The organism is Psychrobacillus antarcticus, from assembly GCF_029533155.1.
GTDB lineage: Bacteria > Bacillota > Bacilli > Bacillales_A > Planococcaceae > Psychrobacillus > Psychrobacillus antarcticus.
In genome coordinates, this window is sequence record NZ_JAIZDB010000024.1 from 1 (window position 1) to 24,251 (window position 24,251).

Here is a 24,251-nt window from a genome sequence, read left to right on the forward strand (position 1 = left end):
AAAAAAAAACCTCCGTTTGCTTTATCGCAAAATAAACGGAGGGCTACTTGTTATTATTACGTGCTATTTCGTCATAATAAAAACAGGTAAGTTCTTAGTGAAAATGTTGAAACATTATGCCCTCGGCGAGGATCGAACTCACATTCCAAGCTTCGGAGGCTTGTGTGTTATCCATTACACTACAAGGGCAAGCGACTTATCTATTATACAAATAGAATGTACATAATTCAAGCAAACATTTCAGAGCTTTAAATTTGACCTTCCTTGACCATTATGTGTATGATAAAGTTACAACTGAGGGAACTTTTCTCAGTAACTTATTAATAAATTCCACCCTTGAAGGAGGCAATCAGGATGAACTTAATTCCTACTGTTATTGAACAAACTAGTCGTGGAGAACGTGCATACGACATCTACTCTCGATTATTAAAAGACCGCATTATTATGCTTGGAAGTGGTATTGATGACAACGTTTCAAACTCTATCGTTGCACAATTATTATTCCTAGAAGCAGAAGATCCAGAAAAAGACATCTCTATTTACATTAATAGCCCAGGAGGAAGTATCACTGCTGGTATGGCAATTTACGATACAATGCAGTTCATCAAACCAGATATACAAACAATTTGTATCGGTATGGCTGCATCTATGGGAGCGTTCCTACTTACCGCTGGGACAAAAGGTAAACGTTATGCACTACCTAACGCTGAAGTAATGATTCACCAACCACTTGGTGGGGCACAAGGGCAAGCAACGGAAATCGAAATTGCTGCAAAACGCATTTTACATTTACGTGATAAATTAAACAAAATTATTTCTGAACGCACTGGTCAACCGATCGAAGTAATTGCAAAAGACACAGATCGTGATAACTTCATGACTGCTGAACGTGCAAAAGAATACGGCTTAATCGATCACATTATCGATCGTAGCGAAATGAAAAAAGCATAATTAATCGACGAACATCCCAAAGGTTTAGTCCTTTGGGATGTTTTTTGTATACAAGGAGGATGGTATTTATCATCCTTAATCAGTCAGGTACCTTTTTTGTTACTTTAGTAAGAAAAACCGGGCAAAAGACGCCAGGTCCTTTAAAACAAAAACGTAGATATGCCATTGATTTCCGCTCCGAGCGGACGCTTTCCGTGGGCACGGCTTCAGCCGCTTCCCTTGCTCCTGCGCAAGCTCGTCGCAAAAAAGATTTTCGCTACGCTCAGTCCAGGGTCTTCAGCTCGCGCTGTTCCCACTGGAGTCGCCGCTCTGCGCTCCAATCAATTAAATCCACTTTATATAAGCGGATAATTGGCTATAAAACCACTTAAATATACAATATAGATGTTTCATCTTAAAATATGTAAGGCTGAAAGGGACTCATATCAAAGGAAATCCACTTTCTACATTCTACGTTATAGCATAATATCTCTAATTCATCAGACTGTTTTTCCCTATATTAACTTTGATTACTATTATCTTCTGAGCGAGAGGCTATGCTAAATCTTATAGTACAGTACTACCCACTTATTTGATTGGAATGTAAGGTGGCGACTTCTGCGGGATGAGTGAGACAGATGAGATATCACAGCGACGCGTGTGCTGTGGTGATAGCTCATCGCTCACCCCGCGAAGGCCAACAGGATGTTGGTCACGAAGGCGTTGAGGCCCACAGGAGGTGGGTTATGCAATCGTTGCCGCAGGACGCGGCGAACTTAGATTGCCTTCCTTTTGAGACGTGGCGCCCTTAGCCTTTGTTCTCCACATATAACGGAAATCAGAAGTACTATTCATTCTTTAAAAGTTATGTAAAACCAATGTTCATGCTGTATTTCTATATACTTATCTTTTTAAAAAGGAAAAAATGAGCTAGGATATATTTCTCCGAACTCATCTCTCTATACAAAGTTAATTTTATTGTACTTTCTCTATCTGATTTTACTTGGACGCATCTTTCCATCCATATAATTCATTCGTTTTAATGTAGTTATAGCAATCTATTGGCAACAGATATTTTGCTTCACCACCCATAGCAAATTCGTCGCGGATATAGGTAGAACTGATTTCCATGGCAATACCCTTATCGATTAAGTGGAAAGTGCTTCCATCGTCATTATTGCGAAGCAAAGGTGAACTACTTATTGCTTTTAACATATCAATACCATCTCTAGCCATAACAATAAACTTGTTTTCACTTACTAATTTATCTGCGTTACCCCATTTACCATCTCCGATATCCACTAACAAGTCTGCACCCATAATGAAATATAAGTCATCTTCTGGATATACTTTTTTTAAGTGCTTCATTGTCTCATAGGTGGAAATTTTCCAGGCATCTTGCTTCATCTCAAAATCATCTAAAGTGAATTTTTCGTCAGATTTAATCGCCATTTCTAGCATATTCCAGCGATGTTCATCCTCCGTCTTCATCATCTTATCTTTTCTTTTGTTGGAGCAAGGTAAAAAAATTACCTTATCTAATTTGCAACGATTCGCAATTGTGCTTGCTGTAAAAAGATGTACATTGGTAATGGGGTCAAAAGATGACCCGTATATTCCTATCTTAGCCATAAGGTTTCCTCCAAGTAATCAAAATTTTAGTTATACCGTGTCCACTCTATCATTTATTCGGGCCTCTACTTTTTCTTTTACCTGTTGGATATTAGCCATTTTGTTATCCCAACATTTCTGACTTAAGTCAACAGGGTATTCTTCGGGATTTAGAAGTCGTTTATATTCATCCCATAGGAATGACAAGTTTTTTGTTACGTCCTTTTGAATTTCTAAGATACCCGGCAATTCGTATACTAGTTTTCCTTCCACAAATATGTCATGATGAAGTTCTTTTGCTTCGTAATTTGTCACAAACTTACTTATATACGTATGAACTGGATGGAACATTTTGAGTTTTTCTTGTTGTTCTGGCTTTTCATCATCCATGGCGATGTAATCACCTTCTGACTTATTACTCGTTAGGTTGATAATACGATAAACTTTTTTGAGTCCAGGTGTCGTAACTTTCTCTGGGTTCCCAGAAATCTTAATAGTATCTACCATATTCCCGTGATCGTCTTCAATCGATACCAATTTGTACACTGCTCCGAGTGCCGCTTGATCATAAGCAGTAATTAGTTTAGTTCCAATTCCCCATGCATCAATTTTAGCTCCTTGATGTTTTAGTTGAGAGATAGTATATTCATCTAAATCATTAGATGCGACAATTTTCGTCTGTTTGAAACCGGCTTTGTCTAACATCTTTCTCGCTTCTTTTGATAAATAAGCCAGATCGCCACTATCAAGTCGAATTGCTTTAAAGTTGATCTTGTCTCCTAGTTCTTTTGCAACTTTAATAGCAGTAGGAACCCCAGATTTTAAGGTGTCATAAGTATCCACTAAGAAGGTACAATCTTTATGTCTTTTTGCATACTTATGAAATGCGATATACTCATCTCGATACGCTTGAACCATAGAATGGGCGTGTGTGCCAGATACAGGGATACCAAATAATTTCCCTGCTCGTACATTGCTTGTCGCTTCAAATCCCCCAATAAAAGCTGCTCTTGTTCCCCAAATTGCTGCATCCATTTCTTGAGCACGTCTGGTTCCGAATTCCATAGCGGTCTGGTCTCCAATTACTTGTTTCATGCGAGAAGCCTTTGTCGCGATTAACGTTTGATAGTTGACGATGTTCAGTATAGCTGTCTCGATCAATTGCCCTTCTGCTAAAGGAGCTTCGATACGTAGCATAGGTTCGTTATGGAAGACCAATTCTCCTTCTTTCATCGAACGAATCGTGCCAGTGAATCTTAGCGTTTGAAGATATGCTAAGAAGTCTTCTCCATAACCTAGTTCGTTTTGAAGATACTCTAAATCACTCTTTGTAAATTGGAAGTTAGATATATATTCGACAATTCTTTCTAGTCCGGCATACACCGCGTATCCATTTCCGAATGGTAACTTTCTAAAGTACACTTCGAAGACGGCTTTACGGTTGTGTATATTATCTTCCCAGTAAGTTTCTGCCATATTGATTTGGTAAAGGTCGGTGTGTAACGCAAACCCATCATCTTTATAAATTTTCGTCATGTTAAACCCTCCATCTCTTTTTATTATCCAGCGAATGATTGCAACAGCCATCTAGTTCTATTTGATTTCGGCACCAATGCTATTTTGGAAATGACCTAAAGCCCATTCGTGGCCTTGCTGATTGAAGCTTGCGACAGCATCTTTATAAATGACTACTTTAAAGCCTTTGTTAAAAGCATCAACGGCTGTATGAAGTATGCAAATGTCGGTACAAACTCCAACTAGATGGACTTCTGTAATTTGTCTTTCCCGAAGCTTTAACTCTAGGTCTGTACCGGCGAATGCTGAATACCTTGTTTTGTTCATCCAGTAGACCTGTTCTTGAGTTTTGTAGTTTTCATATAGTTCTTTGAGTCTTCCATACAAATCTCTGCCTTTAGTTCCCTCTATATTGTGAGGGGGGAATAACTTTGTTTCAGGATGGTAGTTGTCATTCTCTTGGTGTATATCAACAGCGAACACTACGTAGTCACCTTTATCTATAAAATCTTCGGTTACTTGTACAATTGACCCTTCAATGTCCTGCCCTGGTTTACCACAAGTTAATGCGCCATTATCTGCTACAAAATCTACCGTGTAATCAATGTTTAATAATGCTCTTTTCATCATTCATCCGCTCCTTTTAGGTAATTTAGTTATTAATTATTTAACTGTTAATCATTAAATTAAAAAATTAATAGTTTGCATTATAGATGGAAACAAAAGGCTCGTAGTCGGTGAATTTATATAATTGCGCTTTGTTTTTTGACCATCTATTAGATTTTTTTAACTCCCCATCAACCATTACTTTTTCTATGAATGGTAGGGAAGGTGCTTTTCTGAAAAACTGAGAATCCAGCTTAATCCATGAGTCATCCAATACAGTTAGTAGTACGCCCTGTAATTCGGATAACACGAATTCTTCAGGTAAAAAGTTCTTCGCTAATGTAGTGAGCCCCATGTCTTTTTTAATAATCCAAATGGCATCCGCTATTATTTGTTCGTGGTCGAAAGCAAGTTCCAACTGGCTGACTTCTTCTAAGGTGAATAATTGAACATCCGATGCATCATCCGCTGCTTTACGTTTGACTAGTTGGTTTTCAGGGACGATTGCATAATGGGCATTCGAGATAATCCAAGCACGCTTGTCACGCCCAGGTTTGTCGTAAGTACCAAAATGTTTTATCTTGAGATTGGTTACGCCTGTTTCCTCCTCCAACTCTCTAGAGGCTGCTTCAAATGCTGTTTCATCGGGTTGAACAAAACCACCCGGTAATGCCCATTTACTACCTTCTACGTTTGGCTGACCTTCTGCGTCCTTCTCTGCTCGTTGTATCAACATCAACTTCAGCTCTTTTACTGGCGGTTTATGCTTTTCTACTTCGGTTGAAATAATGGTAAATACGGCAATGTCGCTGGTGTACCCGTCTGGCGTTTTATATTTGTTTGCATCGTAGTTCTCAAGCATTTCTACTTCTGTCTTATATTTATCCATTAAATTTACCTACCCTTCTGTTTTTTTCACATGCTTATGTTATATGTTCCTTCAACTTTATTAGTTTCTTATTTTAATTAACAGTTTGTTATTTGTTAATATTAGTTTACACTTTAATTTTTATAATTGCAAGACAATTGTCTACTTTTTTCATTTTTTTTGGTTAAGTTTAGGGATAGCAGTATTATTGGACTAAAATATCTGGAACACTGAGTATAAGACCCAAATTTTTTCCAAAAAAAAAAAGCCCTTTCGTCTAAAGTGACTAATGAGGCCGTACCATTTTTATGATTCATTTGAGATGAATTTTGCTAAAGCTTCGACTACTTCTTCCGCATCAGAACCATCAGCACTTAAATTTACTTTTGTTCCTTTGCTGATTGCCAAGCTCATAATTCCCATAATGCTCTTTGCATTTACTTTTTTAGTATCTTTTTCTAAATAGACATCTGCAATATAACGATTTGCTTCTTGCACAAAAAGTGCAGCCTGTCTTGCTTGAAGTCCTGAAGATAGTTTTACTTCCACCTGCTGTTCTGCCATTATTTACTCCTCATTTCTCTAAATTGTCTCTCCATTACGAAGCGCGCCTGCTATTTCATCAATTTTTCGCAATCGGTGATTAACACCCGATTTACTCACATTTCCAGTAGTAACCATTTCACCTAGTTCTTTTAGTGTAACATCTTGATGCTCTACACGTAACCTAGCTATTTCACGAAGTCTCTCTGGTAACTGGTCTAAACCGATAGAATTGTCGATAAATCGAATATTGTCCACTTGGCGAATGGCAGCACTGATTGTTTTATTTAGATTGGCTGTTTCGCAATTGACCAGTCGGTTTACGCTATTTCGCATATCTCTTATGATTCGAACATCTTCGAATTTTAATAAAGCTCTATGGGCTCCCGCAATACTTAAAAAATCGGAAATCTTTTCTGCTTCCTTTAAATATGCGACAAACCCTTTTTTACGTTCGATTGTTTTCGCATTCAGTTCATATCTGTTCATCAATTCTACAAGTGCATCACTATGTGTTTTATAAGAAGAATAGATCTCTAAGTGATAAGACGAAGTTTCCGGATTATTTACCGATCCTCCTGCTAAAAAGGCACCTCTTAAATAGGCACGTTTACAACAGCTCTTTTGAACAAGTTCCTTGGAAATGGAGTATTCGAATTCAAAGCCATCTTTTAAAATTTGAAGATCCTCTAACAGACTTTTTGCCCCATCTCGAATACGACAAATATATATATTGTTCTTTTTTAATCTCATTTTCTTTCGAACGAGTAATTCTACTTGTAATGGATATAACGATTTTATTAATGTATATAGCCTTCTAGCAATAGCTGCATTTTCTGTTTGAACGTCTAAGCTTAACAATTTGTTGCTAAATGAGAGTGATCCATTCATGCGTATGAGTGCAGAAAGCTCTGCTCGTGCACAACAAGGCTCATATTCTTCTTGAGTCATCTCTTTTTTAGTTTCAGAAGCAAACGACATGTTCCGTTTCCCCCTTTCTCCTGAACGATTTAAACTTTTAAACCATCTGCGTATTCTACAAGCCATTTCGCTACTTCCGTTGCATCATGACGAACTGCACCATCATGAACGACTGAAATGTTTTTTTTTACTATGTCTATATTCAATGTTTCTAATTGATCAATATCTATTTTAACAGGAGAAGCCTGTTCTTGTTTATATAAATATCTCACATTTTCAGGAATTTCTTCGTTACTTATTAGCACAGCATCCAAGAAATTTTCTCCAACATGTTCCAGCAGTGCATGAACATGATCATATGCAGAATAATTACCCGTCTCTCCGGCCTGTGTCATTAAATTACATATATATACTTTCTTTGCCTTTGATTGCCTAATCGCTTTTTGGATATCTTGCACTAATAGATTTGGCAAAATACTCGTATATAAACTTCCTGGACCTATAACGATAACATCCGCCTGACGAAGGACATTAATCGTTTCTGGTAATGGTTTAACATCTGCAGGAGTAATAAACACTTTTTCAATTTTTTTCCCGGAGTATGGAATTTTAGATTCACCTGTAATGGTTGTTTGATCCTCTAACAGTGCATGCAGCGTGACTAACTGATTGGCTGCTGGTAGTACTTTCCCGTGAATATTCAGTACTCGGCTCATTTCAGTTATGGCATGCGCAAAATCACCTGTTATGGATGTTAACGCGGCTAACATCAAATTCCCTAATGAATGCCCTTCCAATTCTTTCGATTGAGAAAATCTATATTGAAACATTTCCTCCACTAACGGTTCTACTTCCGAAAGAGCTGCTAGCACATTCCGTACATCTCCTGGAGGTGGTATGTCATATTCGTCACGAAGTCTACCCGAGCTTCCACCGTCATCTGCGACCGTAACGATTGCCGTAATGTCCAGTGGAAATTTCTTCAAGCCACGAAGTAACGTAGACAGACCCGTACCTCCACCTATTATAACTAGCTTTTTACGGCGATTTGTAGGTTCCATTCTTTCATTCCTTTCTAATGACAACATCCCGATGCGTAATAATCGTTTTGTCATCTTCTTTCAATAACTTCCCAAAGTATTCTGCTAATGTAACAGAACGATGCTGCCCGCCTGTACATCCAAATGCAATGACTAGTTGGGTTTTACCTTCTCTTTTATATTGAGGAATCATGAATTGGAATAAATCCGTCAGCTTCTCTATTAATGTTTTAGTGTCTACCCATTTTAATACGTAGCTGGACACCTCTTCATTAAGCCCAGATTTCAAACGTAGTTCTTCTATATAATATGGATTTGGAAGGAAGCGTACATCAAATACTAAATCGGCATCTATCGGTATACCATGTTTAAATCCAAAGGACATGACGTTCACCGTAAAAACTTGATCGCCTTGTGAAGAAAACTCTTCTTGGATTTTCTCTCTTAGTTCTCTAGGTTTCATCTTTGTAGTGTTGTAAATATACTGAGCTCTTCCTTTTAAATCAGAAAGCATTTGTCTTTCTTTTTTTATACCTTCTAGAGGTAGCCCAGAGTTGGCAAGTGGATGAGATCGACGTGTTTCCTTGTACCTTCTTACTAATACCTCGTCTCCGGCATCCAAAAATAATAATTTAGGCGAAACAGTTGTTGCCGCTTCTAAATCATTAACTGAATCTGCTAAGGAGTGGAACATTTCTCCTCCACGCAAATCCATCACAACCGCAATATTGCGAGGTTGCTTATTGGAATCTATCATTAGTTTGATGAACGTACTCAATAGCTCTGGTGGTAAATTATCAATGCAGTAATAGCCAAGGTCTTCAAAACTTTGGATAGCTACAGTCTTTCCAGCACCCGACATTCCTGTAATAATTACAACTTCCGTTTCGTGCTTTTTAGGACTATCCATTGTTCATTCTCCCTCCGTTGATTGCTGAATCGTTTCCTTTATAAGAGAAAAGTCAGGCGTATATACAAATGTTCCATATTGCATACCTTTTTCATGAACCGCAAATAAGAGATTAGTTCGGTCGCCTTCAGCCATAGGTAGATGGTGTAAGTCCTCGACTGAATGCCATTCTAAAATCCCTTCCTTTGTTTCCACTAAAGGTATTCCTTCTATGCCTTTAGCGATAAAGGTAAATAACATCCATTCATCTAAATGCTCTCCATCTTCCTCAATAATCATTGTATAAATCCCTTTTAAATGAGGTTGTATAGGAACAGCATTAGTTTCTTCTGTAAATTCTCTTACTGCAGAAACTAATATAGATTCGCCCATCTCCATTTTACCACCTGGTGCCACATACCAATTTCTTCTTGGTTTTTTTAATAGTAGTACTTTGTCGTCTTTACATACGAGTAGGTTTGCTATTCTTTGCACAAATCGTCACTCCACATCTATCATGTGTTAATAAACTATATTATACATTAATTTTCATAAAAAGAGGCTGCTTCACGATTAAAATCGCGAAACAGCCTGTCCAAATGTTTCATATATAAAAAGGGGGTCAATTTATATTCTTTACTATACACTTTATTTGTTTCAAGACTATTACAATTCGATTAAGAAAAAATTAAATTAAGCGTTTAAAATTGTTTTGTCTGTCAAATTTTCAATATAGTGTTGCGCAGCTTGAGCAGCAATACTTCCATCTCCTGTAGCAGTTACAATCTGACGAAGCATTTTCTCACGAACATCCCCTGCGCCGAATATCCCAGGTACAGTTGTTTCCATCTTTTCGTTTGTTACAATGTATCCATTGTCATTTAGAATACCTAAATTCTCGAAAGGTTTTGTTAATGGAAGCATCCCTACATATACGAATACACCGTCTGTTTCAAATTCTCTTTCAGTACCGTCCACAGTAGACACTAAAGTAACACTTGCTACTTTTCCGTCTTTTCCAAGAATTTCTTTTAACGTTGTGTTCCAAATAAAATCAATTTTCTCATTTGCAAACGCACGGTCTTGAAGAATTTTTTGTGCACGTAATTCGTTACGACGATGCACAATTGTTACTTTGTTTGCAAATTTAGTTAAGAACGAACCTTCTTCAACAGCTGAGTCTCCTCCGCCTACAACGACTAGGTTTTTCTGTTTAAAGAATGCCCCATCACAGACTGCACAGTAACTAACTCCGCGTCCACCTAGCTCAGTTTCTCCCGGAATACCCATTTTTTTATATTCCGCGCCAGAAGAGATAATAACAGCTAATGCTTTATATTCTTTTCCACTAACTTTAACTGTTTTGTAAGCTTCTCCATCAATGATTTCTGATACATCGCCGTAAGCGTATTCAGCACCAAACTTTTTCGCATGTTCAAACATTTTAGTAGAAAGATCTGGTCCTAAGATCATTTCAAATCCAGGGTAGTTTTCCACTTCTTCTGTGTTCGCCATTTGTCCACCTGGAATACCACGTTCGATCATTAAAGTGGATAGGTTGCCACGTGAAGTATATACTGCCGCTGTCATTCCAGCAGGTCCAGCACCAATTATAATTACATCATATATTTTTTCATTAGTCATTTTAAATTCCTCCTACGTTGCTACTATCCTCAATCTATAGGATTTTTTTATATGCTTCAACTTTTTTGCCTAGGAATCAAAAAGGGGCAAAAATTGCATCAATTCGTTAATATACTTAGTCAAAGTATTCGTTGTAATGCCATACTGCTCAGCATAATATTTTTTCGTTATATTTTTAGCGCGCGACGATTCAAACATATACTCCGTTGCTGCTGCTAATGCACGTGGATTTTTGAATCCATAGCTCTTTTCTAGTGCGCGTTCCACTAAAACAAACCACATTTCAAATAGAAACGTATCTTTATGCTCCAAAGGCTTATATTTATCATACAATAGGTCTGTCGCTGCAATTGCACGTAAAAAAGCTTTCTCTGCAGGTGATTTTTCATCAAAATCATGCCCTAAAGAATTGGCTAGGAATAATTTCTCCATCGTTGTTAATTCATCCACTACAATCCATTTTGGATGTGAGATTATCTCTTGACGATGTTTGGATTTACCTAACAAATAAAAACCATAAATACGGTCGCTCACTTGCTTATGCTCTATTTTCTCCAAAATATATTCCTTTTGAATTTCAGAAGAAGTATCATGCGCTTCATTTTTCACTGGTAGCCAAGGTTCAAATCCTGCTTTTTCCGGATCCAGTTTCAATAAAGCCTTCCAAGCATTTTTGGCAACCTCTTCATGCCCAGAAAAATAAGCTGAATGAGATAGCCAGAAGTAAAATCCTGGATCCCCTTCAAAACCTTTTCGTTGTAAACTTCTTAGCCACTTAAATGCTTGTTCATATTTGCCTATTAATGCAAATGTCGCACCTAACTTATAACGATGCTCAACAAAATAAGGGTTTATCTTCGCTAGTAATTCTACGATTTCTTCCAGCTCTTCTTCATTTTTTTCATAATAATGAATCACTGCTAAATTACATAGCGCGTGGATATTACCTCTATTTTCAATAAGTACATCATGTAGTAACGCCTTTGCTTGTTCCTCTTCGCCAATATAAAAATAAGCAAGCGCCAAATTATTAAATGCTGCCCAAAAATCTGGATGATCGACCACGATGGTTTCCAATAACTCTACTGCCTCAGCAAACTTACCTTGCTCCATCAAACGTCTGGATTTTTCCTGTAAAAATAACGCTTCACCCGATGGCGTATCCACCTGGAGTGAAACGATATCTTCCTGCTCCGTGAAGTCTACAATCTCCATTGCCTCTTCCGTGTATTCTCCTTGAATATCCATCTCCAAGTACATTTTTGCGAATTTATTGGCTTCCAAAAAATTCCCAAGATGGGCATTTACCTCCGCCAAAAAGAACGTAATTTCTGATTCGTTATGATCAATTGCATGGGCACTTCTCAAAAGCTCATGGGCTAGTTCAAAATTATCTATCTCCATTTGTAAAATCGCATATTGCAGTAATATCATGGGATCATTCGGACTTAGTTCAACTGCTCTTTTTAAGTATTTATGTGCTTTTTCATATTGATCTTTTTGTAGTTCATCTAATGCTTTTTTATAATAGTATTCACCCGTAGGTAAAAATGAAATGATATTTTCTCTAAGAACTTTTTTACTTTTTTTATTCAATATAATCCTCCGAAAAATAATAAGGAACGTTTTAATCAACGTCCCTTATTAGTATATCCTTCAGTATATCACATATATTTAATTTTTATCTGCTTTAGCTTCATGTCTTTTTTGTAATACTTGTAGTAAGTCATAGAAACTAACTTGTTGGTTTTGTAGAAGGACTAACAGATGATATAGAAGGTCTGCTGCTTCCCACTTCAACTCTTCCCCATCATTATTTTTGGAAGCGATAATGACTTCGGATGCTTCTTCTCCAATTTTTTTACAAATTTTATCTACACCTTTTTCAAATAAGTACGTCGTATACGCACCTTCCGGCATGGACTGCTGTCTTTCTTCAATAACATTAACTAGAGAGGTAATTGCATTATAGCCTACAGTATCATCCAGTTTTTCTAAGGTATTATGGAAGCATGTATCTTCTCCTGTATGGCATGCTGGTCCAGTTGGTAGTACTTCTACTAATAAAGCATCTGAATCGCAGTCTGCCTTAATAGAAACTACTTTTTGGGTATTCCCTGAAGTTTCTCCTTTATGCCAAAGTTCCTGTCTGCTACGGCTAAAAAACCAAGTTTCCCCTGTTTCTACTGTTTTTACATAGGCTTCCTCATTCATATAAGCAAGTGTTAACACTTCTCTTGTAATTGCATGTTGTACGATTACTGGTATTAAACCTTTTTCATCAAATACTAAATTAGTCATATATTCTACTCCTTTTTCATTCGATGGATACGAATGCTCGTTTACTTATTTGGCCGCTTCTTGAAGTGCTTCAGTTAGTGTAAAGCGATCATTATACAATGCTTTACCCGTTATAACCCCAGCAACCGTAGTCGTTTGTGCTAACTTTACTACTGCAGCAATATCTTCTAAGGAACTAATTCCACCTGATACAATAATAGATAGTCCGGTTGCTTCTGCCAATTCTTTATTTGCCACTAAATTTGGCCCTTGAAGCGTTCCATCTGTTGCAATGTCTGTAAAGATAACATGTTTGGCACCCTTAGAAGCAAAATATTGTCCAACTTCGACGGCGGATTGGGTAGAGGTTTCTAACCAGCCATGTGTTGCCACCATACCATCTTTTGCATCTAATCCGATGACAATCTTATCGCCACCGAATTCTTCTAATAACTCTGTCACTAAGTCCGGTTGTGAAATAGCTAGACTTCCTATAATTACACGATCTACACCGTTATTCAAATAAAATTGAACGTCATCCTTCGTACGAATTCCTCCACCAACTTGTACGCTAACCGGAAGCTCCTTTGCAATGCGAATTACTTCGTCGGCATGGATTTTCGTACCGTCTTTTGCTCCATCTAAATCTACTAAATGAATCCATGTAGCCCCTTCATCTGCAAACTTTTTAGCCATATCGAATGGAGAATCACCATATACAGTTTCTTTCTCATAATCCCCTTGATATAGACGTACACATTTCCCGCCTTTCATATCAATTGCAGGATAAACTTGAATCGAAGTCAACATTATTCCCTCCTTATGTAAGTAGACCTTTTGTAGAAGGAACGCCCTTCACTCGATCATCTTTCGTAATAGCATCATCAATTGCTCGAGCTAACGCTTTGAAGATTGCTTCAATCATATGATGTGTATTTGCTCCATAATGAACGATAACGTGAACATTCATACGTGCTTCCAATGCAAATTTCCATAGAAACTCATGAACAAGTTCTGTATCAAAATTCCCTACTTTTTGAGTTGGGAACTGCGCACGGAACTCTAAATGTGGACGATTGGAAATATCGATGACTACTTGCGCTAGGGCATCATCCATAGGCACGTAGGCATTTCCGTAGCGTTTAATACCTTTTTTGTCTCCTAATGCTTCTTTTACTGCTTGTCCTAGAACAATACCGATATCCTCTGTCGTATGGTGATCATCGATATATGTATCACCTTTAGCTTTAATAGAAGCATCAAATAAACCATGCTTTACAAATAAATCCAGCATGTGATCCATAAAAGGGACACCTGTATCTATTTCTGCTTTTCCTTCACCATCTAAATCAATTTCAACCCACACTTTTGTTTCGTTTGTCATTCTCTCTATTTTCGCTACTCTTTTATGTGTCATTTTGAATCCCCCTTATTCCAGCTTCTTGACTCAACAGACCTCGCATGTCCTTCTAATTGTTCTAGTCTTGCTAAGCGAGCAATTTTAGGATATTGCTCCTGCCACATTTCTTCTGAATAGTAGACTACGCTTGTTTTCTTCACGAAATCGTCAATACATAATCCACTTGAAAATCTTGCTGTACTATTTGTCGGCAGTACATGATTCGTACCAGCAAAATAATCGCCTACTGGCTCGCTACTGAATCTCCCGATAAAAATAGCCCCTGCATGTCTTATCATTTTACTCAACTCTTCGGGCTGCTCCGTAATAATTTCTAAATGTTCTGGCGCTAGCTCATTCACGGCAGCTACCGCTTGTTCCATTGATTCAGCAATATAAATACATCCGAAGTTTTCAATTGATGCTCGAGCAATTTCTTCTCTAGGAAGAAGCTTTAATTGTTTCTCTACCTCTATAGACACTTGTTCAGCTAAAGATGGGCTTGTTGTGATTAAAACAGAACATGCATATCGGTCATGCTCTGCTTGAGCAAGAAGATCTGCCGCTACTTCATCTGCATAGGCAGTATCATCAGCAAGAATAGCTATTTCACTAGGACCAGCTATCATATCAATTGCAACCCTACCAAATACCTCTCTTTTAGCTAGTGCTACAAAACTATTACCCGGGCCTGTAATCTTATCTACCGCTTTAATCGTTTCAGTACCATATGCAAGAGCTGCAATTGCTTGGGCTCCACCAACTTTATATATTTCTGTAATACCAGCTATACGTGCTGCTACTAATACGGAATCTGGTAGTTTTCCATTCGAAGATGGAGGTGATACGATAACCACTCTGTCTACCCCAGCTACTATTGCAGGTATTGCGTTCATTAATACCGAAGATGGATAAGCTGCAGTCCCACCCGGAACGTATAAACCTACTGCATCTAGGGGTGAAATTTTATATTGAATATAAGAGTTTTTAGCTAATGGGAAGTCAATTTGCTGTTGAACTTGCTCTGTATGAAATGCTCGGATATTAGCAGCAGCCTCTTCCAAGTCTCCTACCAATTGTCTATCAAAGTTAGCGTATGCTTCATCCATTTCTTCTTTCGTTACTTTAAGTGATGCAAGTTTTGCACCATCCCATTTTTCTGTATAACGAAGAAGGGCTTGATCACCGTTCTGCCGTACATCTGCGATTACCTCACGTACGGTCGTTAAATGATCTGCATTTCCTTGTTCAACCGAACGCAATAATGAAATTGTATTTGTAAGCTTTTCTATTTTCATAGCATTCCCTACCTTTTATTCAATTCATTTTTTAATTGTGCAATAAATGCATTGATACGTTCACTTTTCACTCGATAACTTACAGGATTGACGATCAATCGAGAGGAGATAGGAACGATTTTTTCATATTCAACTAAACCATTTTCCTTCAACGTTTGTCCAGTAGAAACGATATCGACAATGCGATCTGCAAGACCAATCATTGGTGCTAGCTCAATCGAACCATTCAACTCAATAATTTCTACTTGCTCTCCTTTTTCCTTGTAAAAGTTCGTAGCAATTCTTGGATACTTTGTTGCAACTCGTGGCGCAATATCATTCATCGTCGTGTTCGGAAGACCGGCAGTTGCTATATAACAATTACTAATATGTAAATCCAATAGCTCATGGACATCGCGGTGCTGTTCCAATAAAACATCCTTCCCAGCAATTCCGATATCCGCTACACCATGTTCCACGTATACAGGGACATCCATCGGTTTCGCCAGGATGAACTGAATGCGTTCACCCGGAGCCTCTACTATTAACTTTCTCGAATCACTAATCTCTTTAGGCAAGTTAAATCCTGCTTCTACAAATAATTTATACGCTTCTTCAAAGATACGCCCTTTTGGCATGGCAATAGTTAACTCAATCACGAACAGAACCACCTTCGGACACGATAATTACCTCATCGAAAATTTGTTTAAACGCTTCAATATCATTTACACTCTCGGCGTATTGCAGCGTCACATATTCGGATACATTTCTTCTAGCTTCCGCTAATACATTCGCTTTAGAAAAAGACCCTTTATCAAATAAAAGAAGTGTATGCTTTTCTTCTACGGCAACTTTCGGTAAAACTTCCAACAAACGGTCTACCCTAATCCCAAATCCTGTTGCACCAACTTTTTCGTCGAACTGTTTAAATAACTCATCATATCTTCCACCATTTCCAATGGAGAAACCACTTCCTGCCGCGTGAATTTCAAACAGCATACCTGTGTAATAGCTCATATGACTCGCTAAAGAAAAATCAAACGATACAATCGAAATGTCATTCAATTGGAATTCCAGCAGTTCTTGGAGTTCTACAATCTGATCGATCAAATATTGTTGATCGTCATTGAGGAACTGACGAAAATCCGAAAATACATTGGAATCTATTGTATAATCTATTATTTTATTAAGTCTTTCTTTCTTTTCTTTTAATAAGTTCATGCTTTCTAGCTTTTGTGAGAAACCAACTAAGTTTTTCTCTACTAATAGTTGTCTTAGCGTTTCAACCTGTTCTTTATTTTCTGTGTTGTTCGTTAAGAAAGCAGTTAGGATTTCAGCATGTCCAATCGTAATTCGGAAGCTTTCTACACCTAAATCCTTTAATAGTTCTATGGAGGTATAGATTATTTCACTATCTGCGTACGGACTAAAATCGCCAATTAGTTCAAGTCCTAGTTGCTCAAACTCAGCTGGTCTTCCGCCTTCTCGTTGTTGTGCACGAAATACATCCGCATAGTAGGCTAAGCGTAATGGATTTTTTTCCTTTAGTAATTTGGATGCTGCTATTCTAGCAATAGGTGTCGTCATATCAGGACGCAATACAAGCATTTCGCCTTGATTGTCTACTAGTTTAAACAAAGAAGACTCGTCAATTGCGGAAGCCTTTCCGATTGTTTCAAAATACTCCACGGACGGTGTTTTTATAAAGTCATACCCTTTTCTTCGTATAAAGTCTCTTGCTGTCGATCGTATATATTCTTTTTGTTCGTTTACTTCTGGAAACGAGTCTCTCATTCCAAGAGGCTTTTCGAACATTTGAATTTTGCTCATTTTACCACTCCTAAAAATACTTTAGTACACTAGAGAACTAACAAGATGAATTAATTGAATTTTATCCTACTTTATTCTATTCGTCAAATTTTCTGTTTTTCCTCTATTTGAGAGGAATTTGTCGGCGAGAATGATGATTAGATTGCTAAAAAGGAGCCGCCAGAGGGGGTTAGTTGGAATTTTCGGAGGCTTAAATAGTCGTGTTTTATAAAATGAGTAACTATGAAATGGACTCCGATAAAAGAAAATAAAATAGTATTTCTAACCAAGCAGATGGTTTTATACTTTCTCTCAATAAAAAGCTATCCTCCAAAGGAGAATAGCTTTTCATTAGTTTTTGTTTCGTTCAAGCATTTGTTCCTTCGTATAAACAATGCGCATTGGGTTTCCGCCAACGAAGCATCCTTCTGGAACGTCCGCATTGACGAGTGTGGCTGCAGAAACAATCGCGTCATTACCAATCGTAATACCTGGCAAAATCGTTGTATTAGCGCCGATCAATACTCGATCTCCAATAATGACATCACCAATACGATACTCATCTATCAAATATTCATGCGCAAGAATCGTCGTGTTGTAACCAATTATGGAATTGTCTCCTACTTTAATACGCTCCGGGAACATGACATCGACCATCACCATTAAAGCAAAAGACGTTTCTTTACCGACCTCCATTTTCAAAAAGGCACGATAGAAAAAGTTCTTCCAGCTTAAGAACGGAGAATATCTAGCAGCTTGAATAAAAATAAAGTTCTTTATCACTTTCCAAAATGGAACAGTATCATATACATGCCAAAGTGAGTTTGCCCCTTTTACCGGGTATCGTTCTGTTCTCCTCATACATGTTCCCCTTTAGCTATATCAAGTAGCTCACTTAATTGATGAAGCATATAAGTGGGATTAAAAGTAGCTAAGAACTCTTCTCCTTTGATGGACCAGGCTACGCCAGCTGTATCAACACCAGCCCTTTGCCCACCAACAATATCATGGAAGTTATCGCCAACCATAAGGGCATCTTCTTTGTTAGCTCCAATTCTTTGAAGTGCTATTTGAATCGGCTCTGGATCAGGCTTTGTATATGTCACGTCCTCTAAGTCGACAATCGTATCAAATAATGCTTCACATTCTATTAATCGGAGACCTCTTTCTATCATTTCTCGTCTCTTAGTAGAAACAATCGCCATTTTGTAGCCATCCTTCTTTAACTGTCGTAAAGTTTCTACAACACCCTCAAAAGGCGCTACCATCTGGTCGTGATGCTCCAGGTTCCATTTGCGATAGGAAGCAGTTAAAGTTTCAGTTAATCCCGGATCTATCGCATTAAAAGTTTCAGATAATGGTGGTCCTAAAAACGGGAGGACAGTCTCTCGATTATATTTCCCCGGAAATGTTTCGGTTAATATGTGTAAAAAAGTCTCGATAATTAGTTCATTCGTATTTAACAATGTTCCATCCAAATCAAAAAGTAGCGCTTTATAGTTTTTCACTGGACTACCACTTCCTTATGCTTACTTTGTTCCGCTTTCCTCCAAACATAAGCAACTACTATCGTTAATACGAAGGCAGTTATTAATCTTATTAATAATAAAGGCCAGATTGGGATTCCTAATGGTATAAAGATTAATGTATCTTCGACAACAGCGTGACATGCCACTAAGAATATAAAAGCCAAAGTAGCATCCTTTTTACTTACTCCGTCATCTCGCACCGCTTGAATCATGACACCTGCTCCATACGCAAGTCCAATTACAAGTCCAGCTACAAGCGTTAAGGAAGCGTTGGGTTGTATACCAATAACTTTCGTAAATGGAGCAAGCTTTTGTGAAAACTTTTGTAAATAATTCCGATCCTTCAAAAACTGGATGATAACCATCAATGGAATGACGATTAGCGCTAATTGTAAAACGCCGAACGTCGCCTTTTGTAGGCCAAGCAAAATAATTTCTCCCCAACCATCAGGAACTTGCTGGCTTACTTTTAGCGCACCATATGTCGCCACCTCTCCCCCACCTTGCCACACAAGGTTAATAATGACAGCTGACATAATAGCTAAACCAAAGCGAACAACCAATACAATCCATAACTTCACACCAACTCTAAGAGCCACTCCAGTTTCAATGAAAATGTTATGTGAGAAGGATAGCATTGTTGCTAGTATAAAAACTTCCTTTACAGTCAATTCCAAAGAAAGGATCCCAGCAATACCTGCATATAAATTCAATACATTCCCCAGCACTAAAGGAATAGCAGCCTCCCCGCGAAGTCCTAGTATCCCCATAAAAGGAGATATGATATCAATAATCCAAGGAAGCACTGGCGTGTACTGTAAAATCACTACGATTAATGTAATTGGGAAGATTATTTTACTTAATGTCCATGTCGTTTTCAGACCAGCAAGCAACCCATTTTTCAACGTCCCCATCTTATCCCAGCTTTCTTACTTATCTTGATAGTGAACAACAGGTTTTACTGTCATTCTTCTATATACAAACAAAATAATCGCAATTATAATCGTCACAATTGATACAACCTGTGCTGTTCTTAATTCTCCTATTAAATACAAACTGTCCGTACGCATTCCTTCGATGAAAAATCGTCCAACCGAATACCAAACCGCGTAAAATAGCACCATTTCCCCTCGACTTAAATTTACTTTACGAAGCAATAATAAAATAATAACTCCGACAAAATTCCAAATCGATTCATATAAAAATGTCGGGTGATAATACTTTCCATCTATATACATTTGTTCGATAATCCAATTTGGAAGCATTAAATTTTCTAAAAATGTTCTCGCTACTTCCCCACCATGTGCTTCTTGGTTGACGAAATTTCCCCAACGACCAATAGCCTGTCCGATTAAAATACTTGGTGCTACAATATCTGCAACCTTCCAAAAAGAAGAGCCGCGTTTTTTAGTGAAAATATAAGCAGTTATAAACGATCCAATCAATGCTCCATGAATCGCAATTCCGCCATTCCATATTTCAATGATTTTGCCCGGATTTTGACTATAAAAATCCCATTTAAAAATAACATAATAGATTCGAGCACTAATAATAGCAATTGGCACTGCCCAAATAAGTAAATCTGTTAAATAATCTGGATGAAACCCTCGCTTCACCATTTCTTTTTGTGCAATAAAAAATGCTAATACAATCCCGAGTGCAATAATTACTCCATACCAACGTACCGATATCGGTCCTAGAGAAAAAGCTACCGGATCAATTATTTGTAATAAATTCATATGTAACTCCCTTCAAACATCTATTAATAATCCACTTCTGCATTTTGTTCTATAACATCATTTAAACGCTTAGCGAAATCTTCCGCAGCATTTACACCCATTTTTTTTAATCGATGATTCATTGCAGCCACTTCAATTATTACCGCGATATTTCGACCTGGTCGAACTGGAACAGTTAGCTTTGTGATAGCTGTATTAATAATTTCCATTGTCTCTTCTTCGAGACCTAGTCGGTCATATGTTTTTTTCTCATCCCAAATCTCTAATTCGATTACAAGCGTTATACGTTTATAGCTTCGAATGGCACTTGCCCCAAATAGTGTCATTATATCAATAATACCTAGTCCGCGAATTTCTAAAAGATGCTCAATTAACTGAGGCGCACTCCCGACCAATGTATCTTCGCCCTCTTGCCTAATTTCTACACAATCATCCGCTACTAACCGGTGTCCCCTTTTCACTAACTCCAGTGCCGTCTCGCTTTTACCTACTCCACTTTTCCCAGTGATTAACACACCAACCCCATAAATATCTACAAGTACACCATGTACAGCTGTAGACGGCGCTAATCTACTTTCTAAAAAGTTTGTAAGCTTGCTTGAAAATCTTGTAGTAGGTAAACTACTCGTTAATACAGGAACTGAACTTTCATTGGATGCATCGATTAACTCCTTTGGCACTTCCATTCCATGAGAAACAATGATGACTGGTGTATCTTGTGCACAAAGCTTTCTCATACGTTCGCTTTTTTCTTTTGGCTGTAGCAAAGCAAAAAAAGATATCTCTGTCTTCCCTAAAAGTTGTATCCGATTCGATGGATAATGAGTAAAGTATCCTGCAATTTCAATCCCCGGTCTAGAAATATCACTTACGGAAATATGACGCCCAATGCCTTCTTCCCCACTTACTAATGTGAGTTTCAAATATTCTTTTATGTCCTTCGTCGTCACATGTGACATACCCATAAACCCCCTTCATCCTACATTTGTAAACCTAGTACTTATTTTATCATGATTGTCTACTGAAATTGTATTCATTTATCTTTTCTTCCTCTATTTAAAGGGAGAAAGGAGTTTTTGTTGATGCAAATTATGCTTGATGCAGGGCATGGACCTAATACTACAGGGAAAAGAACGCCAGATGGGAACATGAAAGAATTTGAATTTAATGAGGCAGTTGCTCAATTTGTTAAAAATGAACTAACTGCTGCTGGGGTAATCGTTATGAATTGTCATGACAAGCAAAGAGATGTTCCTCTTAGGGAAAGAACGGCTTTAGCAAATAAAATGGGGGTTGATGCATTTATCTCTATCCACGCCAATGCGTATGGCTCAACATGGAATAATGTTAGTGGGATCGAAACTTTTACTTACGTGAAGCCTTCCGAGCAATCAATTATTCTCGCTTCACTTATCCAAAACTATTTATGTGCTATTACAGGTAGAACCAACCGAGGTGTGAAGAGAGCAGATTTTGCAGTTGTTCGAGATACAAAGATGCCAGCGGTTCTAGTGGAATGTGGATTTATGACGAATAAAATAGAGGCCACTTTATTGCAATCAACGGAGTACAGAAAACGCTGCGCGAAAGCTATCGCCTTTGCAATTCTATGTTGGATCCAGCAGAAGCGTTAGTCTGGGAGTCAACAATATCTCGGAAATACAGGCCTAATACTTTAAGTTCAAGACCTATTTCTATCGTTTTCGAAGGGCTTTGTACAGATTTATTGCTATATAATTACCATTTGATTTTTTAAGATGCTGGTCGTGACTGAAGTCACGACCAGCATCTTTTTTTCTCGGTAATCTTATGGCTATTAACTGTCCGTCGCCCTTCTACAACTTTTAGAAACGGGTTAGTTCATTTTTTGGGTAACTAGAGAAAAGATACTATCCTAATAATGGAGGATAGATGATGATAGTCTAAGTACGCGACATCTTGGTGCTCCTGCGCAAAGCTCGTCGCAAAATAAAAAAACATTTCGCAACGACTGCCTGACCCACATCGTGCGGGCCTGAAGATGCAATTTCGTTCGCAATTTCGCTTCTTTATTTATTAAACACTTACTATTTCTCTTTATTTCCACTTGATAAAAGAAAATCTACATTCTTCATACTTCCTTACAGAATAGTATCCCTTTCCCTAATTCAACAGACGTTTTAAAACTATATAATCTTGACTGCTCTTATCATCTAAGCGTTTTCTATGCTATATCTCTTAGTTGAGTACTACTCACTTCATTGATTGCAGTGAAAGGTGGCGACTCCAGTGGGATGAGTGAGACAGATGAGATATCACAACGACGCGTAGCAACGGTGATAGCCCATCGCTCACCCCACGGAACGCGTCCACCTGAAACGGAAATCAACAGTATTGCTAAATTATTTAAAGTACTATTAACACTGGGTTGTAGCCCTTATTATTGGACAAAATAAAAGTGGAGGGGAAAATATCCCACTCCACTTTTACTTATTCTGCTTCCATTGTATAACGGACAATAACAGAACCTGTTTTTGCGTCACCGTATACTCGTAAAGGTACTGCTTCTGAATCCACTATTTTCGTGAATCCTACCTTTTTGTTTAATAGCTGCTCAGATTGATTTAGATGCGTAACATCAGCCAACTGAACATCTATTTTACCAATTTGGGAAGTAGCTTCCCCTTTTATTGAAATATCTTTTGGAATATACAATTCGACCGTTCCAGCTATTGCAGTTCCTTCTATTTTACGCGCTTCTTTATCTTTTGTTGTCAAAATAACATGTCCGCTTACAGATGAACCTTCTATTTCTTTCAGTTTACCATCTACGTAAATACGACCATTCATCGTCTCTACTTCAATCGTGTCCCCTTCAACTCGTTGAACTTGAACCGATCCATTAACCGTTTCTATGTCAGCTCTTTCAAACTTCAATTCATCTAATTCTACTTTTCCATTTGTTGTTTTAACTTTAAATGAGTTTGCCTCTAAATTTTTAGCAATGAACTCACCATTAAACAATCGAGCAGAAATATAATTATACTTTTTGTTCGGTACATATAATGTCACTTGAACTGAAGTTGTTTTCATGTCGCTATATACGCGTAATTTATCTCCCTCAGTAGTAAAAATAAACTCTTCTTGGAAACGTGCTTTTGCTTCGTCTTCTGTTAAATTTCTAAATGACTTCACTTTTACAGAAGCACGCGCATGTTTTTCTTCCGTAGAAAAAACTTCAACTTTACCATTTGCAATATTAATAGAGATATCTGTAATATCCGCATCTTCTTTGACAAGTTCTTGTTCAAAAATAACTGGTTCGCCGAACGGCATATCAAAATCTTTCATTTTGTCGACGGTACCTTGCATAAACTGCATGAATCGTTCACCCATTACGGTAAAATCGCGCTTCAAATCTTCCACGAAATCGGTATTATTGTTTTGGGACTTTTTATATTCTTTCTCCTCAGGGACAAACGGTGTAGCAGGTGTTGTTTGTTTTCCAAGCTCTTCTAGTAATGCCAATGCTTCCTGTGCAGTAATTGTGCCGTTTTCAACCATATCTAAAATACGTTTTCGTTCCTCTTGCATAGTGAAAGGCCTCCTCATGAATTTATAATATAAATCATTTTTACTTACATTACTTTATACGAATGAAAAATCAAAAAG

The 24,251-nt window shown here is 37.7% G+C and carries 27 protein-coding genes and 1 tRNA gene; 4 read left to right on the plus strand and 24 right to left on the minus strand.

Annotated features, from left to right (window positions below; all coding sequences use genetic code 11):
• Nucleotides 1-117: 117 nt before the first annotated feature.
• Nucleotides 118-189: transfer RNA gene (locus LDK52_RS13665), tRNA-Arg, on the minus strand.
• A 165-nt stretch (nt 190-354) separates the two neighbouring features.
• Here LDK52_RS13665 and clpP point away from each other — a divergent pair.
• Both clpP and LDK52_RS13675 read left to right on the plus strand, forming a co-directional pair.
• Nucleotides 355-951 carry an ATP-dependent Clp endopeptidase proteolytic subunit ClpP gene (clpP, locus tag LDK52_RS13670; protein ID WP_277586513.1) on the plus strand — a complete coding sequence of 199 codons (597 nt, stop codon included), beginning with the start codon at nt 355-357 and terminating at the stop codon, nt 949-951.
• 59 nt (nt 952-1,010) lie between these two features.
• Complete coding sequence (locus tag LDK52_RS13675; protein WP_277586514.1) at nt 1,011-1,322, plus strand: hypothetical protein; 312 nt, start codon at nt 1,011-1,013, stop codon at nt 1,320-1,322.
• A 607-nt stretch (nt 1,323-1,929) separates the two neighbouring features.
• On the opposite strand, the gene nadD is transcribed toward LDK52_RS13675, so the two are convergent.
• From nadD to hprK, 22 genes are all read right to left on the minus strand, one after another.
• Nucleotides 1,930-2,562 (minus strand): nicotinate (nicotinamide) nucleotide adenylyltransferase, encoded by a 633-nt coding sequence (gene nadD / locus LDK52_RS13680; RefSeq protein ID WP_277586515.1) that lies wholly within the window; start codon nt 2,560-2,562, stop codon nt 1,930-1,932.
• 30 nt (nt 2,563-2,592) lie between these two features.
• On the minus strand, nt 2,593-4,077 hold the full coding sequence (locus LDK52_RS13685; RefSeq protein WP_277586516.1) for a nicotinate phosphoribosyltransferase: 1,485 nt from the start codon (nt 4,075-4,077) through the stop codon (nt 2,593-2,595).
• Nucleotides 4,078-4,134: 57 nt separating this feature from the next.
• On the minus strand, nt 4,135-4,683 hold the full coding sequence (locus LDK52_RS13690; protein ID WP_277586517.1) for a cysteine hydrolase family protein: 549 nt from the start codon (nt 4,681-4,683) through the stop codon (nt 4,135-4,137).
• A gap of 67 nt (nt 4,684-4,750) precedes the next feature.
• Nucleotides 4,751-5,551: an NUDIX hydrolase gene (locus tag LDK52_RS13695; RefSeq protein WP_277586518.1), complete on the minus strand. Its 801-nt coding sequence runs from the start codon at nt 5,549-5,551 to the stop codon at nt 4,751-4,753.
• A gap of 285 nt (nt 5,552-5,836) precedes the next feature.
• On the minus strand, nt 5,837-6,094 hold the full coding sequence (locus LDK52_RS13700; protein ID WP_277586519.1) for an HPr family phosphocarrier protein: 258 nt from the start codon (nt 6,092-6,094) through the stop codon (nt 5,837-5,839).
• 18 nt (nt 6,095-6,112) lie between these two features.
• Complete coding sequence (whiA, locus tag LDK52_RS13705) at nt 6,113-7,054, minus strand: DNA-binding protein WhiA (RefSeq protein ID WP_277586520.1); 942 nt, start codon at nt 7,052-7,054, stop codon at nt 6,113-6,115.
• A gap of 29 nt (nt 7,055-7,083) precedes the next feature.
• Complete coding sequence (locus LDK52_RS13710) at nt 7,084-8,055, minus strand: gluconeogenesis factor YvcK family protein (RefSeq protein ID WP_277586521.1); 972 nt, start codon at nt 8,053-8,055, stop codon at nt 7,084-7,086.
• A gap of 4 nt (nt 8,056-8,059) precedes the next feature.
• Nucleotides 8,060-8,944: an RNase adapter RapZ gene (rapZ, locus tag LDK52_RS13715; RefSeq protein WP_277586522.1), complete on the minus strand. Its 885-nt coding sequence runs from the start codon at nt 8,942-8,944 to the stop codon at nt 8,060-8,062.
• 3 nt (nt 8,945-8,947) lie between these two features.
• Nucleotides 8,948-9,418, minus strand: coding sequence for an 8-oxo-dGTP diphosphatase (locus tag LDK52_RS13720; protein WP_277586523.1), 471 nt, complete (start codon nt 9,416-9,418; stop codon nt 8,948-8,950).
• Nucleotides 9,419-9,616: 198 nt separating this feature from the next.
• Complete coding sequence (gene trxB / locus LDK52_RS13725) at nt 9,617-10,567, minus strand: thioredoxin-disulfide reductase (RefSeq protein ID WP_277586524.1); 951 nt, start codon at nt 10,565-10,567, stop codon at nt 9,617-9,619.
• A gap of 69 nt (nt 10,568-10,636) precedes the next feature.
• On the minus strand, nt 10,637-12,163 hold the full coding sequence (locus tag LDK52_RS13730; protein ID WP_277586525.1) for a tetratricopeptide repeat protein: 1,527 nt from the start codon (nt 12,161-12,163) through the stop codon (nt 10,637-10,639).
• A gap of 78 nt (nt 12,164-12,241) precedes the next feature.
• The gene (gene hisIE, locus LDK52_RS13735) at nt 12,242-12,868 is read right to left on the minus strand and encodes a bifunctional phosphoribosyl-AMP cyclohydrolase/phosphoribosyl-ATP diphosphatase HisIE (protein WP_277586526.1); all 627 of its coding nucleotides are present in this window, start codon (nt 12,866-12,868) and stop codon (nt 12,242-12,244) included.
• 45 nt (nt 12,869-12,913) lie between these two features.
• Nucleotides 12,914-13,654: a 1-(5-phosphoribosyl)-5-[(5-phosphoribosylamino)methylideneamino]imidazole-4-carboxamide isomerase gene (gene hisA, locus LDK52_RS13740; protein WP_277586527.1), complete on the minus strand. Its 741-nt coding sequence runs from the start codon at nt 13,652-13,654 to the stop codon at nt 12,914-12,916.
• A gap of 13 nt (nt 13,655-13,667) precedes the next feature.
• The gene (hisB, locus tag LDK52_RS13745) at nt 13,668-14,264 is read right to left on the minus strand and encodes an imidazoleglycerol-phosphate dehydratase HisB (protein WP_277586528.1); all 597 of its coding nucleotides are present in this window, start codon (nt 14,262-14,264) and stop codon (nt 13,668-13,670) included.
• Nucleotides 14,261-15,544, minus strand: a complete 1,284-nt coding sequence (hisD, locus tag LDK52_RS13750) for a histidinol dehydrogenase (protein ID WP_277586529.1) — start codon at nt 15,542-15,544, stop codon at nt 14,261-14,263. Before hisD ends, hisB begins: the two co-directional genes overlap by 4 nt.
• Before the next feature lie 8 nt (nt 15,545-15,552).
• Nucleotides 15,553-16,182, minus strand: coding sequence for an ATP phosphoribosyltransferase (hisG, locus tag LDK52_RS13755; RefSeq protein ID WP_277586530.1), 630 nt, complete (start codon nt 16,180-16,182; stop codon nt 15,553-15,555).
• Nucleotides 16,175-17,353, minus strand: coding sequence for an ATP phosphoribosyltransferase regulatory subunit (locus tag LDK52_RS13760; protein WP_277586531.1), 1,179 nt, complete (start codon nt 17,351-17,353; stop codon nt 16,175-16,177). Before LDK52_RS13760 ends, hisG begins: the two co-directional genes overlap by 8 nt.
• Nucleotides 17,354-17,683: 330 nt before the next feature.
• On the minus strand, nt 17,684-18,193 hold the full coding sequence (locus LDK52_RS13765; RefSeq protein WP_277586532.1) for an acyltransferase: 510 nt from the start codon (nt 18,191-18,193) through the stop codon (nt 17,684-17,686).
• The gene (gene ppaX / locus LDK52_RS13770) at nt 18,190-18,840 is read right to left on the minus strand and encodes a pyrophosphatase PpaX (protein ID WP_277586533.1); all 651 of its coding nucleotides are present in this window, start codon (nt 18,838-18,840) and stop codon (nt 18,190-18,192) included. Before ppaX ends, LDK52_RS13765 begins: the two co-directional genes overlap by 4 nt.
• Nucleotides 18,837-19,775: a nucleoside recognition domain-containing protein gene (locus LDK52_RS13775; RefSeq protein WP_277586534.1), complete on the minus strand. Its 939-nt coding sequence runs from the start codon at nt 19,773-19,775 to the stop codon at nt 18,837-18,839. The genes ppaX and LDK52_RS13775 overlap by 4 nt, the downstream gene beginning before the upstream one ends.
• A gap of 15 nt (nt 19,776-19,790) precedes the next feature.
• Nucleotides 19,791-20,600, minus strand: a complete 810-nt coding sequence (gene lgt / locus LDK52_RS13780) for a prolipoprotein diacylglyceryl transferase (protein ID WP_277586535.1) — start codon at nt 20,598-20,600, stop codon at nt 19,791-19,793.
• 23 nt (nt 20,601-20,623) lie between these two features.
• Nucleotides 20,624-21,559 carry an HPr(Ser) kinase/phosphatase gene (gene hprK / locus LDK52_RS13785; RefSeq protein ID WP_277586536.1) on the minus strand — a complete coding sequence of 312 codons (936 nt, stop codon included), beginning with the start codon at nt 21,557-21,559 and terminating at the stop codon, nt 20,624-20,626.
• A 123-nt stretch (nt 21,560-21,682) separates the two neighbouring features.
• On the opposite strand from hprK, the gene LDK52_RS13790 reads away from it, so the two are divergent.
• Nucleotides 21,683-22,234 (plus strand): N-acetylmuramoyl-L-alanine amidase family protein, encoded by a 552-nt coding sequence (locus LDK52_RS13790; protein ID WP_277586537.1) that lies wholly within the window; start codon nt 21,683-21,685, stop codon nt 22,232-22,234.
• Between the two features lie 639 nt (nt 22,235-22,873).
• Nucleotides 22,874-23,035, plus strand: a complete 162-nt coding sequence (locus tag LDK52_RS13795; protein WP_277586538.1) for a hypothetical protein — start codon at nt 22,874-22,876, stop codon at nt 23,033-23,035.
• A 34-nt stretch (nt 23,036-23,069) separates the two neighbouring features.
• Here LDK52_RS13795 and LDK52_RS13800 read toward each other — a convergent pair whose 3' ends face one another.
• Nucleotides 23,070-24,173, minus strand: a complete 1,104-nt coding sequence (locus tag LDK52_RS13800) for a DUF4097 family beta strand repeat-containing protein (protein ID WP_277586539.1) — start codon at nt 24,171-24,173, stop codon at nt 23,070-23,072.
• Between the last annotated feature and the right edge of the window lie 78 nt (nt 24,174-24,251).

What these genes read in the sequence shown, in the direction of transcription:
- clpP (WP_277586513.1), top strand. Translation starts at nt 355, where the DNA reads ATGAACTTAATTCCTACTGTTATTGAACAAACTAGTCGTGGAGAACGT.
- LDK52_RS13675 (WP_277586514.1), top strand. Translation starts at nt 1,011, where the DNA reads ATGGTATTTATCATCCTTAATCAGTCAGGTACCTTTTTTGTTACTTTA.
- nadD (WP_277586515.1), bottom strand. Translation starts at nt 2,562, where the DNA reads ATGGCTAAGATAGGAATATACGGGTCATCTTTTGACCCCATTACCAAT.
- LDK52_RS13685 (WP_277586516.1), bottom strand. Translation starts at nt 4,077, where the DNA reads ATGACGAAAATTTATAAAGATGATGGGTTTGCGTTACACACCGACCTT.
- LDK52_RS13690 (WP_277586517.1), bottom strand. Translation starts at nt 4,683, where the DNA reads ATGAAAAGAGCATTATTAAACATTGATTACACGGTAGATTTTGTAGCA.
- LDK52_RS13695 (WP_277586518.1), bottom strand. Translation starts at nt 5,551, where the DNA reads ATGGATAAATATAAGACAGAAGTAGAAATGCTTGAGAACTACGATGCA.
- LDK52_RS13700 (WP_277586519.1), bottom strand. Translation starts at nt 6,094, where the DNA reads ATGGCAGAACAGCAGGTGGAAGTAAAACTATCTTCAGGACTTCAAGCA.
- whiA (WP_277586520.1), bottom strand. Translation starts at nt 7,054, where the DNA reads ATGTCGTTTGCTTCTGAAACTAAAAAAGAGATGACTCAAGAAGAATAT.
- LDK52_RS13710 (WP_277586521.1), bottom strand. Translation starts at nt 8,055, where the DNA reads ATGGAACCTACAAATCGCCGTAAAAAGCTAGTTATAATAGGTGGAGGT.
- rapZ (WP_277586522.1), bottom strand. Translation starts at nt 8,944, where the DNA reads ATGGATAGTCCTAAAAAGCACGAAACGGAAGTTGTAATTATTACAGGA.
- trxB (WP_277586524.1), bottom strand. Translation starts at nt 10,567, where the DNA reads ATGACTAATGAAAAAATATATGATGTAATTATAATTGGTGCTGGACCT.
- hisIE (WP_277586526.1), bottom strand. Translation starts at nt 12,868, where the DNA reads ATGACTAATTTAGTATTTGATGAAAAAGGTTTAATACCAGTAATCGTA.
- hisB (WP_277586528.1), bottom strand. Translation starts at nt 14,264, where the DNA reads ATGACACATAAAAGAGTAGCGAAAATAGAGAGAATGACAAACGAAACA.
- hisD (WP_277586529.1), bottom strand. Translation starts at nt 15,544, where the DNA reads ATGAAAATAGAAAAGCTTACAAATACAATTTCATTATTGCGTTCGGTT.
- LDK52_RS13760 (WP_277586531.1), bottom strand. Translation starts at nt 17,353, where the DNA reads ATGAGCAAAATTCAAATGTTCGAAAAGCCTCTTGGAATGAGAGACTCG.
- LDK52_RS13765 (WP_277586532.1), bottom strand. Translation starts at nt 18,193, where the DNA reads ATGAGGAGAACAGAACGATACCCGGTAAAAGGGGCAAACTCACTTTGG.
- LDK52_RS13775 (WP_277586534.1), bottom strand. Translation starts at nt 19,775, where the DNA reads ATGGGGACGTTGAAAAATGGGTTGCTTGCTGGTCTGAAAACGACATGG.
- lgt (WP_277586535.1), bottom strand. Translation starts at nt 20,600, where the DNA reads ATGAATTTATTACAAATAATTGATCCGGTAGCTTTTTCTCTAGGACCG.
- hprK (WP_277586536.1), bottom strand. Translation starts at nt 21,559, where the DNA reads ATGTCACATGTGACGACGAAGGACATAAAAGAATATTTGAAACTCACA.
- LDK52_RS13790 (WP_277586537.1), top strand. Translation starts at nt 21,683, where the DNA reads ATGCAAATTATGCTTGATGCAGGGCATGGACCTAATACTACAGGGAAA.
- LDK52_RS13795 (WP_277586538.1), top strand. Translation starts at nt 22,874, where the DNA reads ATGAGTGAGACAGATGAGATATCACAACGACGCGTAGCAACGGTGATA.
- LDK52_RS13800 (WP_277586539.1), bottom strand. Translation starts at nt 24,173, where the DNA reads ATGCAAGAGGAACGAAAACGTATTTTAGATATGGTTGAAAACGGCACA.